Source organism: Pseudothauera nasutitermitis (genome assembly GCF_004801295.1).
Lineage (GTDB): Bacteria > Pseudomonadota > Gammaproteobacteria > Burkholderiales > Rhodocyclaceae > Pseudothauera > Pseudothauera nasutitermitis.
In genome coordinates this window covers 296615-310676 of sequence record NZ_SSOC01000005.1, presented here as the reverse complement: position 1 = coordinate 310676, position 14062 = coordinate 296615, and the positions used below count along the sequence as shown (strand labels likewise).

Genomic DNA, 14062 nt, shown 5'->3' with positions numbered 1-14062 from the left:
TTGGTCAGGCCGGCTGCGGCGCGCGCGCCACCGGCGCCTCGCGGATCGGCAGGTTGAGCACGGCGGCCAGCAGCGCCAGGGCGATGTCGGCGTACCACATCCAGGTGTAGTCACCCGTCACGGTGATGCTGAGGCCGCCCAGCCAGGCGCCCAGGAAGCCGCCGATCTGGTGCGACAGCAGGGTGAGGCCGAACAGCGTGCCCAGATAGCGCACGCCGAACAGCTTGCCGACCAGCGCGGCGGTGGGCGGCACGGTGGCCAGCCAGGTGAAGCCCAGGCCGGCGGCGAACAGGTAGAAGGTCCATTCCGTCTTCGGCGCCACCAGATACAGGGCCACCAGCACCGCGCGGGAAGCGTACATCACCGCCAGCACATTGCGGCTGCGGTAGCGCGAGATGCAGGAGCCGGCATACAGGCTGCCGAAGATGTTGGCCAGGCCGATGATGGCCAGCGACCAGCTCGCCACCGCGGGCGGCAGGCCGCACAGGTCCACCTCGCCCGGCAGGTGGGTGACCAGGAAGGCGATGTGGAAGCCGCAGGTGAAGAAGCCGGCGTGCAGCAGCAGGTAGCTGCGATCGGTGATCGCCTCGCGGACGGCGCGCTTCAGCCCGCCCTTTTCCGCCGCAGGCGGGTGTGCAGCCGTGCTCCCGCCCTTGGCCACCTTGCCGATCAGCGGCAGCGCGGCCAGGGTCATCACGGCGAGCGACCACAGCGCGCCCATCCAGCCGAACAACTGGATCAGCTTCTGCAGCAGCGGGGCGAAGACGAACTGGCCGAACGATCCGCCCGCGTTGATCACCCCCGAGGCCGTGCCACGCGCCTCCGCCGGCAGGCGCTGCGCGGCGGCGCCGATCAGCACCGAGAAGCTGCCCGCGCCCGAGCCGATGGCCGACAGCAGGCCGAGCGAGAAGATCAGCCCGAAGGTGGAATCCATGAACGGCGTGATCGCGCTGCCCACGGCCAGCAGCAGAATGCCGGCCACCAGCACCGCGCGCGGCCCCCAGCGGTCGGCCGCCGCGCCGGCGATGGGCTGGATGGCCCCCCAGGTGAACTGGCCCACCGCCAGCGCCAGACTGATCGAGGCGATGCCCAGCCCGGTGGCGGTGTTGAGCGGGCTGACGAACAGGCCGAGCGATTGTCGCGCGCCCATGGTGATGGCGAGGATGCCGGCGGCGGCGAGGGTGATGGCCAGTACTTCGGGCTGGCGCAGCGAGCGGAACATGCGGACGACCTGGAACGGGAGGATTGAACGGGTTGCGTGCGGGCGGCGGCGCAGATATGCGTCGGGTGAGAATAGTTTCCGGATCGGGCACGGAGAAGCCCATAATCCGATCCATCAAGTCAACGAAACATTGACAATCGAAGAGCGCGGAGGGAATCGATCCCCTCCGTGCCAGTCATCTGTTCGGGAGAATGCAATGAACTGGCTGCCGGCCTGGGAAGGCTTCGTCCGCGTGGTGGAAGGCGGCAGCATGGCCGCCGCCGCGCGCGCGCTGGGCTGCACGCGCGCCCAGGTCAGCAAGCAGATGGCCGAACTGGAGCGCCGCCTGGGCACGCGCCTGTTCGAGCGTTCCACCCGCCGGCTGGCGCTCACCCCGGCCGGCGAGGTGTTCCACCAGCACGCCCTGCGCGCGCTGGAAGCGGTGGACAGCACCGAGATCGCCGTGCGCAACCTCGGCGACACCCCGCGCGGCACGCTGCGGGTGAGCGCCACGGTGACCTTCGGCCGCCACTGCGTGGCCCCGCTGCTGCCGGAAATCGCCGCCGCGTATCCCGAACTGGAGATCGAACTGATCCTCACCGACCACATCGTCGATCTGGTGGGCGACAGCATCGACCTCGCCCTGCGCATGACGCGCATGCCGCCGGACGATGCGGTGGCGCGCCGCATCGTCAGCCTGCGCCGCGTGGTGTGCGCCGCGCCGGCCTACCTGGAGCGCCACGGCAGTCCGCGCCTGCCGCAGGATCTGCTGCAGCACCAGTGCCTGAGCTATGTGCTGGGAGACAACAAGACCTGGGGGCTGATCGACGGGCGCGGCGTGGAGACGCCGGTGCCGGTGCGCAGCCGCATCCACTTCAACAACGCCGACTGCATGCTGGATGCCGTGCTCGCCGGCCACGGCATCGCCATCCTGCCCACCTACCTGTGCCACCGCGAACTGGCCGCCGGCACGCTGCGCACGGTGCTCGACGACTACGAACCCAACATCGTGTACGGGCGCGAACTGTACGCCTGCTATACCCCCAGCCGGGTGCGCGTGCCCAAGGTGCGCGTGTTCCTCGACGCGCTGCTGCGCCGCTTCCAGCCGGTGCCGCCGTGGGAGCGCGCCGGCTGAGCGCGCGGCGCTCCGGAACGCTCAGCGGCGCTCCAGATCGACGCAGACCAGCGCCGGGTGGCGGTGCCAGCGGAAGGTGATCACGTAGGGCCGCGGACGCACGCGCGCGGTGATGCCCTGCGCCCCGCGCAGGCGGGTCGGCACCGAGATCTCCAGATCGGGGCCGAACACCTTGCGGGCGTTGCCCGCCAGCGTGTTGGCGACCTCTCCCACCGCGTCGAGCAGATTGGTTTCGCTCAGGTCGTGTTCGTGCTGCAGCACCAGCAGTTCGCGCAGCATGCCCTCCGGCATCGACACCAGGATCTGGCCGCTGTAGCCACCCATGAAGCTGACGATGCCGTTGAATTCGTGGGCGATCACGCTGGAATCGCCCAGGAACGCGGAGGTGATCTCGGGTTCCTGTTTGCTGGTGGCCTTGAGGTAGTGCTTGACGGCGTCTACGAACAGCTGCAGATCGTCTTCGGTCAAAGTAGCCATGTGGAAAAGCGCTCAGAGGGGTTTGCACACGTCGAGCAGGGCCAGTCCCAGCTCATCGTCGGTGAACGGCTTGTTGAGGAAGCCCCGCGCGCCGAGGCGCAGCGCGGTGATGGCGGTGGATTTGTCGTTGAGCGCGCTGACCACCAGGATGCTGGGGGGATGGGGCATGCGCATGAGTTCGCGGATGGTGGCCACGCCATCCATCTCGGGCATGGTCAGATCCATGGTGACCACGTCGGGGCGGGTTTCGCGGGCGATCTGCAGGGCCTCGCGCCCGTCGCGCGCCAAGCCCACGATGAAGATCTCTTCCAGGCCGGTGGATTCGACCACGCGGGCGATGCGCGTGCGGATCAGGTTGGAGTCGTCGACGATCAGCAGCCTCATGCCGGTGTCCTCGCGGGTTCCCGGCGGGACTCCCCGGGGAGCACGATGCCGAAGGTGCTTCCCCGGCCCGGCGAACTGCGTGCCCACAGCCTGCCGCCGAGGCGGACGACTTCCTGCAGGACTGCGTCGAGGCCGACCCCGCGCCCGGCGTGGATGCCGCCCGGTTCGGCGGTGGAGAAGCCCGGCTTGGTGATCTGGCCGAGGATCTGGAGATCGGAGAGCCGGTCGAGCTCCGCGGGCGGATACCAGCCCAGATCCAGCAGGCGTTGACGGACCGCGGCGGGTTGCAGGCCGCGCCCGTCGTCGCGCAGGTGTATTTCCAGTTCGCCCGAGGCGCGCCGGGCGAGCGTGAGGGTCAGCAGGCCGGCTTCCGGCTTGCCGGCGGCGCTGCGCTCGGCGGGCGTCTCGATACCGTGGGCGATGGCGTTGCGCGCGAGCTGGATGACCAGCGAGCCCAGTTCCGGATCCTGCGCCCAGGGATGCTCCAGCGCGCCGTCCTCGAATACCAGCCGGGTATGCACCTGCTTGCCCAGGTCCGCCGCCGCGCGGCTGGCGAGTTGCAATGCCCGTGCCAGCGCGTGGTCGGCGGTTTGCGCCGGATCGTCGGATGTGCCCGGATTCAGGGGGATCTGCTTGAACACGGCGATTTTTTCCAGCAGGCCCTCGAGTTGCAGCGGCAACTGGATGAGCGAGTCGCCGTTGAGCCGGTCCTTGTTGTGCAACTGCTGCAGTTCGTCTTCGAAGTTGTGTGCCATGTCGGCCAGCAGGTCCAGGTGGAGCGCGGCCGCCTCGCCCTTGAAGGTGTGCACCAGGCGGAACACCTTTTCCAGCGTCTTGCGTACTTCCGCCGTGCCGGCCTGCTCCGACAGCGAGCGCAGCAGGCTGTTGACCTGCAGCAGCTGGGTTTCCGCGCGCGCGACGAAGTGGCGCAATGCGCCGGTGTCGGCGCCCAGCGCCTGCACGAGGGAGGAGAACTCCTGACGGGCGCGGCCGCGCTCCGCATCGATCTGCTGTTCGAGCGCGACGCGGGCGGTGATGTCCTGCATGGTGACCAGCAGGTGGCGCACCCGGCCGTCGTCGAGCACGCGGTTGAAGGAGAACGACAGGAACTTGCGCTCCTCCTTGCCCAGCGCGTTGAGGGTCTTGACCTCGACGCACGAGAGGGGGTTGATGCTATGCACCAGGTTTTCCAGCACATGGGGCGAGAACAGCAGCTCCATGTAATCGCGCGCGTCCTTGAGATCCTTCTCGAACAGCAGCGGGCCGAGCAGGTCGGGCAGGCGGTCGCCCGGGCGCGGCGCGCGGCCGAGCAGGGTGCCGACCGAGCGCGAGATCTGCGTACCCAGCGTGAAGTCGGGATGCAGCAGGAACAGGCCCTCGCGCACGCTGTCGAGGATTTCGCGGTTTTCCTCGTTGACCGCCTCGGTCGCCTGGTCGGCGCGCCGCAGGCTGCTGAGGAACTTGTAGAGGATGTAGATGAAGTTCAGCAATGCCAGCAGGATGCCGACGCTCTGCACCATGCGCAGGAAGTCGGCGCGCCGGGTGGCGTTGACCTCCAGCACCGAGGTCAGATCGTTCATCAACTCCAGCATCCGGAGGTTTTCGTTGCGCGCGTAGGCCACGGCGATGCCCAACTGCGAGGGTGATGCCCGGCCTTCCAGCACCGGGGCCAGTGCCAAGCGGTAGGGCGCCCAGCGCGCCAGCGCGTCGGCCACCACCTTGCGCCCGCCGTCGTCGGCGACGGCCGTCAGGTAGACCGGGTTGCCGTCGCCGCCGGGCACGGTGGCGCCGGTGTTGAACCCGTGCAGCGTGCGGTCGAACAGGTCGACCACGGACCTGAGCTCCTCGCGGGCGGGCCCCGTGTCGCGGCCGTCGCGGCGCTCCAGTTCCAGCGTCAGCAGCGCCTTGGTCATGCGCTGCGAAAGCATGCGCTGGCGCCCCGAGAGGTTCACGCTGACGGCGTCCTCGGCGATCTTGAACGAGGTGTAGAAGTTCAGCATCAACACCCCGAGGTCGATGACGATGAACAGGGTGACGGCGACGATGATGACCCGGTAACGCTGCCAGAAACTGTGCGGCGCCGGGCCGGATGCGGCCGGGGAGGCCACGTGGGAGGGGTGGGCTGGAACGGTCACGGTACTGTCTCCTTGACGACCGATCCGCGGGGGTGCGCAGATGGCGGAGAAAGTCCGGACAGGCATGGTGCCACGGCCCGTCGGGTGCGATCCGGCGTGCAAGGGCGCATTGCCTGCACATCGCCAAGTGTTGCGGAAGACCGACGCGGAGAAGGCTGCTTCGCCGGCCGCACTATAGTTCGGGCGGGGTGAATATTACTTTGTGCTAAATCAAATTTCGCCAGGCGCGGGCAATACCGGCCGGGGCCTTGCCAGGGGCGTGCGCTGCGCGCGAGTACCGGCGCGCTTCAGGGGCGGATGAAGGCCGCCACCTTCGGGTCGCGGCGCAGCGCGGCCAGGTCGTCCTCGCCGGGCAACTGCGGGCGATCGCGCTGCACGTTGACCATGCACAGGAAGCCGAGATGGCCGCCCTCGCTGGCGCGGAACTGGTGCCAGCTCAATGCCGGAATATGCACCAGGTCATGCACGCCCACCGCGCGCACCTCGCCGCCCGCCAGGCAGGCGCCGCCGCCGGAGAGGATCAGCACGGCGTGCTCGTGCTCGTGGCGCTCCAGCGTGGAATGGCCGCCGGGGCCGATCTCGAAGTAGCGCAGTTCGCAGCCCAGCGCATCGGTACGGAACAGCAGCTGGCGGCGGATGTCGCGGAAGGGCGCGCTGCCTTCCGGTTTGTATTCGAGCACCTCGGTGTCGTCCCAGCGCCGTCCGGCGCGGGCCTTGCGGAACACGGGCGGGTTCATCGCGCTTCTCCCAGGGTGTGCACGCGGCGCACGAAATCACGCGCGGCGGCGGTGGGGTCGTCGGCTTCCAGCAGGGCGCCGCCGATCAGCAGCATCACGTCGCGGCCGTAGAAATCCACCATCTCCTCGACGCGCTGCGGCGTCATGCCGCCGGCCGGCACCGGCAGCGCCGCGCGCAGCGGGCCCCAGGGCTCGCGCGCGGCTCCGGCGATGGCCCGGCAGGTGTGCGGGCCGTAGCTGAAGCGCCCGCCGTGGTTGGGATAGATCACCGCGTCGGCGCCGGCCAGGCGGAACAGCTTGCCGATCAGCGCGGGCGGGGCGATGCGCGCCGCACCGCCGAGCGCGGGGTGGGCGAGGATGGGCAGGCCGGCCTCCTCGGCGAGTTCCTGCAGCGCGCCCAGACCGGAAACCATCGGCGCGAGCATCAGCATGCCCACGCCGGCCTCGCGCGCGATGCGCAGCTGTTCGTGCAGCCGGCGCGGGCCGCCGGTGAGGCTGGGGGCGTACACGCAGCGCCCGCCGCCGGCGCGGTTGGCGGCGTCGATGGCGCGCTGCACGGCTTCCACGCGGCGGGCGAAGGGGGCGGCGGCCTGGTCGGCCAGGCCGTGGTCGTCCTTGATGAGGTCGATGCCGCCGGCGGCCAGCGCGCCGGCCAGCGCGGCCAGTGCTTCGGGGGAGCTGCCCTGTGGTTTCAACGCGCTGCAGGTCAGCGGGCGGTGCTCTGCGCCCGCCAGCGCGCGCAGGCCGACGATGCCGAAACGCGGGCCGCCGAAGCGTGCCAGCGCGGGTTCGGGCAGGTCCACGTCGACCAACTCGACCTCGGGCTGCAGCGAGCAGTTGCCGAACAGCATGTTCATCAACTGGCCGGCCTCGAAGCCGGTGGTTTCCAGCGCCAGCCCGAGAGTGACGCGGAAATGCCCGTCACCGTCGGCCGCCACCTCCTCTACCCGGCCGATCACCTCGTCGGCCACGCGCGCATCGCGCACCGCGCCCGGCGGCATCTCCACGCTCTGCTCCACGGCCAGCGCCTCGGCGCGCCGTTCGATCTCGCCGGCCCCGGCGCGAACCCGGTATGTCGCCCGCAATCTATCCATGAAAAGGGTTTAAGCTAAGTCTTCGGACTGCCTATTATGCCTTGTCGCCATTTTCGTCCCGGCACCCGCCCGCTCATGAATCTGCGCATCTGCACGTACAACATCCACAAGGGTTTCTCGCAGTTCAACCGTCGCATGGTGGTGCATGAGTTGCGCGACCGCCTGCGCAGCCTGGACGTGGACCTGGTGTTCCTGCAGGAAGTGCAGGGCCTGCACCTGGGCCACGCGGGCCGCCACCACAACTGGCCGGCCTCGGCCCAGCATGAATTCCTCGCCGAGGACGCCTGGCAGCAGACCGCCTACGGCGGCAACGCGGTGTATGACCACGGCCACCACGGCAACGCCATCCTCAGCCGCCACCTGATCCTGAGCGCCGACAACCAGGACGTTTCCGACCACCGTTTCGAGCGCCGCGGCCTGCTGCATTGCGAGGTGGAACTGCCGGCCTTCGGTCAGCCGGTGCACTGCGTATGCGTGCATCTGGGCCTGATGGGCGGCAGCCGGCGGCGCCAGATGGAGGCGCTGGCTGAGCGCATGGAACGTCTGGCGCCGGACGGCGCGCCGCTGATCATCGCCGGGGATTTCAACGACTGGCGCAATCGTGCGGACGATCTGCTCGGACGCCGGCTGGGGCTCACCGAGGCCTTTCACGGCGTGCGCGGCGTGCCGGCACGCAGCTTCCCCAGCCGTCTGCCGATGTTCCGCCTGGATCGCATCTACGTGCGCGGCTTCAAGGTGCGCGATGCGCGGGTGCACCACGGCCCGGCCTGGGCCGGGCTGTCCGACCACGCAGCCCTGACCGCCGAGCTGGAGCCGACCGGGTGAGCCGCCTGGTTGCCGGCAACGCGCTGACCCTGCTGGAAACCGGCCAGGAGTATTTCCCCGCGCTGCTGGCGGAGCTCGAGCGGGCCGCGCAGGAAATCTTTCTCGAGACCTATCTGTTCGAGAACGATGCCACCGGCCGCCGCGTGGCCGCCGAACTGGGGCGTGCGGCGCAGCGCGGCGTGCGCGTGCATGTGCTGGTCGATGGCTTCGGCGGACGCGCCTTCGTGCGCGAGCTGATGCCCCTGCTGGAAGGCGATGGCGTGCAGGTGCTGATCTACCGGCCCGAACTGCGCGCGCTGTCCCTGCGCCGCCACCGTCTGCGGCGCATGCACCGCAAGCTGGTGGTGGTGGATGGGCGGGTGGCCTTCGTCGGCGGCATCAACATCATCGACGATTTCGAGGCCGGCGGCCCACCCCATCCGCGCCACGACTACGCGGTGCGTGCCGAAGGGCCCATCGTCGCCCGCATGCTGGCGGCGGTGCATCACCTGTGGCAACTGGTGTCGTGGGCCAACTTCAGCCGCCGGCTCAACGAGCCGCTGCGCGTGCCCGCCCGCGCGGAACGGGCCGGCCGGCTGCGCGCGGCCTTCCTGATCCGCGACAACCTGCGCCACCGGCGCGACATCGAAAACGCCTATCTGGCGGCCATCGGCCACGCACGCGGGGAGGTGCTGATCGCCTGCGCGTACTTCTTTCCCGGGCGGCGTTTCCGCCGCGCGCTGATCGAAGCGGTGCGGCGCGGCGTGCGGGTGACGCTGCTGCTGCAGGGGCTGGTGGATCATCCGGTGCTGGCGCACGCCAGCCGTGCGCTGTATCCGTACTTCCTCGGGCACGGCATCCGCCTGTTCGAGTACCACCGCAGCTATCTGCACGCCAAGGTGGCCGTGGTGGACCGGCGCTGGGCCACCGTGGGGTCGAGCAACATCGACCCGTTCAGCCTGCTGCTGGCGCGCGAGGCCAACGTGGTGGTGGCCGACGAGGCGTTCGCCGGCCGCCTGCACGACAGCGTGACGCGTGCGATGGAGCAGGGCGCGCGCGAACTGGCGCCGGCGGGCTGGCGCCGGCAGGGACTGCTGCGCCGTGCCGCCAGCTGGCTGGCCTATCAGTTCGTCCGCCTCGCCATCGGCGTGGCCGGATACGGCGGCAAGCACTGAGCGAACTCCAGGATACCGGCTGGCGGGCCTTGCCTGGCTTGCTTCGCGAACACGCCCGCAATGCCGGAGAAAATCCTTTCTAATACTTGATGGATATGCATTTGGTGTTAATGCCGGACGCTCTTTCCGGTGGCTCGCAAGCAAGAGACTGGGCTTATCATCATATTGATTTTACTGATACTTTCGTCTCCTGGCCGGACATAGAATCCGGGCTGGCCGTGCGCACCGTAAACGGGCGTCGCGCAGCACAAGAATGGTGCCTCCGTTCGTGGGGCACCGTAACAGGAGAGGATCAACGTGAAAGAAAAGATCATCTGGTTGGCCGTCGCGCTGGTCGGCGCGGCGGGCTTCGGCATGCTTGCGCTGAGCCGGGGCGAGACCGTCAACGCGGCCTGGCTGGTGCTGGCCGCCTTGTCGTGCTACTCGATCGCCTACCGCTTCTACAGCAAGTTCATCGCCGAGAAGGTCTTCGAGCTGGACGACCGGCGCCTGACGCCGGCCGAGCGCCGCAACGACGGCCTGGACTACGTGCCGACCAACAAGTGGGTGCTGTTCGGCCACCACTTCGCCGCGATCGCCGGCGCGGGCCCGCTGGTGGGGCCGATTCTGGCGGCGCAGATGGGCTTCCTGCCCGGCACCATCTGGATCCTGGTCGGCGTGATGCTGGCCGGCGCGGTGCAGGATTTCCTCGTGCTGTTCATCTCCGCGCGCCGCGACGGCCGTTCGCTGGGCGAGATGGCCAAGCAGGAACTGGGCTCCTTCGCCGGGCTGATCGTCATGCTGGGCGCGCTGGGCGTGATGATCATCATCCTCTCCGCGCTCGCCCTGGTGGTGGTCAAGGCGCTGGCGGAAAGCCCGTGGGGCACCTTCACCATCGCCGCGACGATTCCCATCGCGCTGTTCATGGGCATCTACATGCGCTTCATCCGCCCGGGGCGCATTGCCGAGATTTCGGTGATCGGCTTTGTGCTGATGATGGCCGCGATCATCTTCGGCGAGGACATCGCCCGCCACGAATACTGGGGCCCGTTCTTCACCATGACCGGCCCGCAGCTCACGCTGGCGCTGGTGATCTACGGCTTCGTCGCCTCGGTGCTGCCGGTGTGGCTGCTGCTGGCGCCGCGCGACTACCTGTCCACCTTCCTCAAGCTGGGCGTGATCATCGGCCTGGCCATCGGCATCATCATCTCCCTGCCGGAGCTGAAGATGCCGGCGGTGACCCAGTTCATCGACGGCACCGGCCCGGTGTTCTCCGGCAGCCTGTTCCCCTTCCTGTTCATCACCATCGCGTGCGGCGCGATCTCCGGCTTCCACGCGCTGGTGTCCTCCGGCACCACGCCCAAGCTGGTCGAGCGCGAAACCCACATGCGCGTGATCGGCTACGGCTCCATGCTGGGCGAATCGCTGGTCGCCATCATGGCGATGATCTGCGCGGCGGTGCTCGATCCGGGCATCTACTTCGCGATGAACTCGCCGGCCGCCGTCATCGGCACCACGGTGGAATCCGCCTCGCAGGTGATCAACGGGTGGGGCTTCGCGATTTCGCCGGAACTGCTCACCCAGATGGCCAAGGACGTGGGCGAGCACAGCATCCTGTCGCGCGCCGGCGGCGCGCCGACCTTTGCCGTGGGCATGGCGGTGATCATCACCGACATCTTCAACAGCAAGGCGATGATGGCCTTCTGGTACCACTTCGCCATCCTCTTCGAAGCGCTGTTCATCCTCACCGCCGTCGATGCCGGCACGCGCGCGTGCCGCTTCATGGTGCAGGATCTGGCCGGCACCTTCATCCCCGGCATGAGCCAGACCCGCAGCCTGGCCGGCAACCTGATCGGCACGGCAGTGGCGGTGTCGGGCTGGGGCTACTTCGTCTATCAGGGCACGGTCGATCCGCTCGGCGGCATCAACACCCTGTGGCCGCTGTTCGGCATCGGCAACCAGATGCTCGCCGCGATGGCGCTGCTGCTGGGCACCGCGGTGCTGTTCAAGATGAAGAAGGAGCGCTACGCGTGGGTCACCATCGTGCCCACCGTGTGGCTGTTCATCACCTCGATGACCGCCGGCTGGCTGAAGATCTTCAGTGACAACCCGAAGGTCGGCTTCCTCGCGCTGGCCAACCGCTTCAACGAGGCGGCGGCCCAGGGCACCATCCTGGCACCGGCCAAGAGCATCGAGCAGATGAGCCGGGTGGCCTTCAACAACCAGGTCAACGCGGTGCTGTGCGGCTTCTTCATGATCGTGGCCGTGGTCATGCTGGTGGCGGTGATCATCAACATCCGCAAGGCGCTCGCCAATCCGCAGTCGACCGCGCAGGAAGTGCCGGCCGTCTACCGCGAGGAGCCCGCGCGTGCTTGACCTGTCCTACCTCGCCGGCAAGGACCAGCCAGCCCCCGCCCCGGAGGCGGGGCTGGACGAAGCCTATGCCCGCTACCTGGCCGATGCGCGCGCGCAGAATCCGGGTGGCGTCGCCATGTCGGCGGAGGACTTCGAGCGCTACAGCCTGGGTTCGGGCTGGCTGTCCGGCCTGAAGGACGTGGCGAAGAAGGTGGTGCAGACCTGCAGGCTGGTGATCGGCATCCACGATTACGAGTACTACCTGGACCACATGCGCTCGCGCCATCCGGAGGCCACGCCGTTCACGCGCGAGGAGTTCTACCGCTACTGTCTGGAAGCGCGCTTTCCCAGCGCGGAGCGCGCGGGTACCCGTTGCCCGTGCTGACGCTGCTGAGCGGGTGCAAGTGGATCCAAGCTGCGCGCCCTCCGGGGCGCGCGGTCTTTTGGGCGGGCGCTATGCCCGGCTGAGCGCCAGCTTGCCGGCCAGCAGCACGAACACCGTGCCGGCCAGCCGGTTCAGGGCGATCTGCGCGCGCGGCGAGCGCTGCAGGCGTTCGCCCAGATAGCCGGCGCCCGTCGCGATCAGGCTGAACACCAGCAGCGCGGAAAGCAGGAACGCCAGCCCCAGCAGGACGATCTGCACGGCCACCGAGCCGCGCGCGGGATCGGCGAACTGAGGCAGAAAGGCCAGGAAGAAGATCGCCACCTTGGGGTTGGTGACGTTCATGACGATACCCCGGCCGTACAAGGCCCAGCCGGGCCGGGGCGTCGCATCCGCGCCGGTGGAGCCGGAGGCGCCGGCGCGGAAGGCCTGCCAGGCGAGATAGAGCAGATAGGCCGCGCCCACCGCCTTGAGCACGGTGAAGGCCAGCGCGGAGGTCTTCAGCAGCGCGCTGACCCCGAGCGCGACCGCACCGATGTGCGCGAACAGTCCGGTGCACAGCCCCAGCGTGACCAGCAGGCCGGCGCGGCGGCCGTGCAGTGCGGACTGCGCGAGCACGAACAGGTTGTCCGGCCCCGGGGAGATGGCCAGGGCCAGCGAGGCCGCGGTGAACAGCAGCAGAACGTCGAGTGGAATCATGCGGTGCGCGCCTCCGCCCGGTTCAGCGCGCGCCGGGCAGCAGCGGCCGCTTGGCGGAAATCACCCCGGTATTGACCCCGGCCCAGTTCAGCCCGCCGAACAGGCGCGCGTATTCGATCTTCACGCAGCGGTCCATCACCACCTGCAGGCCGGCGGCCTCGGCAGCGTGCGCGGCGGCTTCATTGATCACGCCCAGCTGCATCCAGAACGTCTTCGCGCCGATGGCCACGGCGTCTTCCACCAGCGGCGGCACGTCTTCCGGTTTGCGGAACACGTCCACCATGTCGACCGGCACGGGAATGTCGCGCAGCGTGGGGTAGCACTTCTGCCCCAGCACTTCCTCGTAGGCCGGGTTGACCGGGATGATCGTGTAGCCATGTTCCAGCATGTACTTGGCGGCGAAATAGCTGGGGCGGTACCAGTTGGCCGACAGGCCCACCACCGCGATGCTGCGGGTGCCGAGCAGCACCCGGCGCAGTCCGTCGATATCGTCGATCATCCTTCAAGCCTCTTCCGATGCGATTGCGGGGCCGGACAGGGCACGGCGTCGGGGCACCGCCGCCAGCGCCCAATTGGCCAGCGCCCAGGCGCGGATCTCCGCGAGGGTGGCGCGTTCCAGTCCGGCGGGGGGATTCTGGCCCAGAAAGGCCAGCGCCGCCACCAGCGCGGCGCCCGGCGGCTGCGCATCCACCGCGCGCGCCAGGGTCTGCTTGGAGAGCTTCTCGCCCCGCGTGTTGGTGACCACCGGCAGGTGCGCGTAGTGCGGCGTGGGCAGGCCGAGCAGGCGCTGCAGGCAGATCTGCCGCCCGGTGGATTCGAGCAGGTCGGCACCGCGCACCACATGGGTCACGCCGGCCTCGGCGTCGTCGACCACCACGGCGAGCTGGTAGGCGTACAGGCCGTCGGCGCGCAGCACGACGAAATCCCCGGCCTCGCGCGCCAGATCTTCCTCCTGGCGGCCCTGCACGGCATCGTCGAAGACCGCCTTGCCCTCGGCGCGCACCCGCCAGGCCCGCGCGGCCCGGCCCGGGGGCAGGCCATCCCGGCAGGTGCCCGGATAGACCCGCGAACCGTCGCGCGCCAGCGCCGAATCGGCCAGTTCGCGCCGCGTACAGGCGCACGGATAGGCCATGCCGTCGGCCCGCAGGCGCGCCAGCGCGGCGGCGTACTCGGCGTGCCGGCGGCTTTGCCACACCGGCTCGCCATCCCAGGCGAGGCCGAAGCGCTCCAGCGTGCGCAGGATGCCGTCCGCCGCGCCGGGCACGCAGCGCGGTGCATCCACGTCCTCGATGCGCAGCAGCCAGCGCCCGCCGGCCGCGCGCGCATCCAGCCAACTGCCCACGGCGGCGACCAGCGAGCCGAAGTGCAGCGGGCCGGACGGCGATGGGGCGAAGCGGCCGACGTAGGGCGGGGTGGGGGTGTTCATGGGTGGGGCCGATCTTACCATCGCGTCCTGTGGGCCAAGCCTGTGCCCAGGGGCCGCGTGGGACGCGTATGGGTGGCGG

Annotated in this window: 14 protein-coding genes; 5 read left to right on the top strand and 9 right to left on the bottom strand. The window is 69.2% G+C overall.

Features of this window, described 5'->3' with window-relative positions; all coding sequences use genetic code 11:
* Window positions 1-4: 4 nt before the first annotated feature.
* The gene (locus E6C76_RS14635) at window positions 5-1222 is read right to left on the bottom strand and encodes an MFS transporter (protein ID WP_136348976.1); all 1218 of its coding nucleotides are present in this window, start codon (window positions 1220-1222) and stop codon (window positions 5-7) included.
* Between the two features lie 196 nt (window positions 1223-1418).
* Between E6C76_RS14635 and E6C76_RS14630 the strand changes: the two genes are divergently transcribed.
* Entirely contained in the window at window positions 1419-2336 is a 918-nt protein-coding gene (locus E6C76_RS14630; protein WP_136348975.1) for a LysR family transcriptional regulator, read from the top strand.
* Window positions 2337-2357: 21 nt separating this feature from the next.
* Here the strand turns inward: E6C76_RS14630 and E6C76_RS14625 are convergent, their stop codons facing one another.
* From E6C76_RS14625 to E6C76_RS14605, 5 genes are all read right to left on the bottom strand, one after another.
* Entirely contained in the window at window positions 2358-2813 is a 456-nt protein-coding gene (locus tag E6C76_RS14625) for a chemotaxis protein CheX (protein ID WP_136348974.1), read from the bottom strand.
* Between the two features lie 12 nt (window positions 2814-2825).
* On the bottom strand, window positions 2826-3197 hold the full coding sequence (locus E6C76_RS14620) for a response regulator (protein ID WP_136348973.1): 372 nt from the start codon (window positions 3195-3197) through the stop codon (window positions 2826-2828).
* Window positions 3194-5332, bottom strand: a complete 2139-nt coding sequence (locus E6C76_RS14615) for a type IV pili methyl-accepting chemotaxis transducer N-terminal domain-containing protein (RefSeq protein ID WP_168734352.1) — start codon at window positions 5330-5332, stop codon at window positions 3194-3196. The genes E6C76_RS14620 and E6C76_RS14615 overlap by 4 nt, the downstream gene beginning before the upstream one ends.
* Before the next feature lie 287 nt (window positions 5333-5619).
* Entirely contained in the window at window positions 5620-6069 is a 450-nt protein-coding gene (locus E6C76_RS14610) for a cupin domain-containing protein (RefSeq protein ID WP_136348971.1), read from the bottom strand.
* Window positions 6066-7163 (bottom strand): RuBisCO large subunit C-terminal-like domain-containing protein, encoded by a 1098-nt coding sequence (locus tag E6C76_RS14605; RefSeq protein WP_136348970.1) that lies wholly within the window; start codon window positions 7161-7163, stop codon window positions 6066-6068. The genes E6C76_RS14610 and E6C76_RS14605 overlap by 4 nt, the downstream gene beginning before the upstream one ends.
* A 75-nt stretch (window positions 7164-7238) precedes the next feature.
* On the opposite strand from E6C76_RS14605, the gene E6C76_RS14600 reads away from it, so the two are divergent.
* The 4 genes from E6C76_RS14600 to E6C76_RS22585 all read left to right on the top strand — a co-directional run bounded on the left by E6C76_RS14600 (window position 7239) and on the right by E6C76_RS22585 (window position 11861).
* The gene (locus E6C76_RS14600; protein ID WP_136348969.1) at window positions 7239-7988 is read left to right on the top strand and encodes an endonuclease/exonuclease/phosphatase family protein; all 750 of its coding nucleotides are present in this window, start codon (window positions 7239-7241) and stop codon (window positions 7986-7988) included.
* A complete protein-coding gene (gene clsB / locus E6C76_RS14595; protein WP_136348968.1) occupies window positions 7985-9142 on the top strand; it encodes a cardiolipin synthase ClsB in 1158 nt (385 codons plus the stop codon). Before E6C76_RS14600 ends, clsB begins: the two co-directional genes overlap by 4 nt.
* Before the next feature lie 297 nt (window positions 9143-9439).
* Window positions 9440-11497 carry a carbon starvation CstA family protein gene (locus tag E6C76_RS14590; RefSeq protein WP_211090233.1) on the top strand — a complete coding sequence of 686 codons (2058 nt, stop codon included), beginning with the start codon at window positions 9440-9442 and terminating at the stop codon, window positions 11495-11497.
* A complete protein-coding gene (locus E6C76_RS22585) occupies window positions 11490-11861 on the top strand; it encodes a YbdD/YjiX family protein (protein ID WP_136348966.1) in 372 nt (123 codons plus the stop codon). The genes E6C76_RS14590 and E6C76_RS22585 overlap by 8 nt, the downstream gene beginning before the upstream one ends.
* A 69-nt stretch (window positions 11862-11930) precedes the next feature.
* Here the strand turns inward: E6C76_RS22585 and E6C76_RS14580 are convergent, their stop codons facing one another.
* Genes E6C76_RS14580 through gluQRS form a run of 3 tightly spaced genes read right to left on the bottom strand, consistent with a single transcriptional unit; the run spans window position 11931 to window position 13983 of the window.
* Entirely contained in the window at window positions 11931-12557 is a 627-nt protein-coding gene (locus tag E6C76_RS14580) for a LysE family translocator (RefSeq protein WP_136348965.1), read from the bottom strand.
* 22 nt (window positions 12558-12579) lie between these two features.
* Complete coding sequence (locus tag E6C76_RS14575; protein ID WP_136349241.1) at window positions 12580-13053, bottom strand: CoA-binding protein; 474 nt, start codon at window positions 13051-13053, stop codon at window positions 12580-12582.
* 6 nt (window positions 13054-13059) lie between these two features.
* Window positions 13060-13983, bottom strand: a complete 924-nt coding sequence (gene gluQRS, locus E6C76_RS14570; protein WP_136348964.1) for a tRNA glutamyl-Q(34) synthetase GluQRS — start codon at window positions 13981-13983, stop codon at window positions 13060-13062.
* Window positions 13984-14062 lie beyond the last annotated feature (79 nt).

What these genes read in the sequence shown, in the direction of transcription:
- E6C76_RS14635 (WP_136348976.1), bottom strand. Translation starts at nt 1,222, where the DNA reads ATGTTCCGCTCGCTGCGCCAGCCCGAAGTACTGGCCATCACCCTCGCC.
- E6C76_RS14630 (WP_136348975.1), top strand. Translation starts at nt 1,419, where the DNA reads ATGAACTGGCTGCCGGCCTGGGAAGGCTTCGTCCGCGTGGTGGAAGGC.
- E6C76_RS14625 (WP_136348974.1), bottom strand. Translation starts at nt 2,813, where the DNA reads ATGGCTACTTTGACCGAAGACGATCTGCAGCTGTTCGTAGACGCCGTC.
- E6C76_RS14620 (WP_136348973.1), bottom strand. Translation starts at nt 3,197, where the DNA reads ATGAGGCTGCTGATCGTCGACGACTCCAACCTGATCCGCACGCGCATC.
- E6C76_RS14610 (WP_136348971.1), bottom strand. Translation starts at nt 6,069, where the DNA reads ATGAACCCGCCCGTGTTCCGCAAGGCCCGCGCCGGACGGCGCTGGGAC.
- E6C76_RS14605 (WP_136348970.1), bottom strand. Translation starts at nt 7,163, where the DNA reads ATGGATAGATTGCGGGCGACATACCGGGTTCGCGCCGGGGCCGGCGAG.
- E6C76_RS14600 (WP_136348969.1), top strand. Translation starts at nt 7,239, where the DNA reads ATGAATCTGCGCATCTGCACGTACAACATCCACAAGGGTTTCTCGCAG.
- E6C76_RS14580 (WP_136348965.1), bottom strand. Translation starts at nt 12,557, where the DNA reads ATGATTCCACTCGACGTTCTGCTGCTGTTCACCGCGGCCTCGCTGGCC.
- gluQRS (WP_136348964.1), bottom strand. Translation starts at nt 13,983, where the DNA reads ATGAACACCCCCACCCCGCCCTACGTCGGCCGCTTCGCCCCATCGCCG.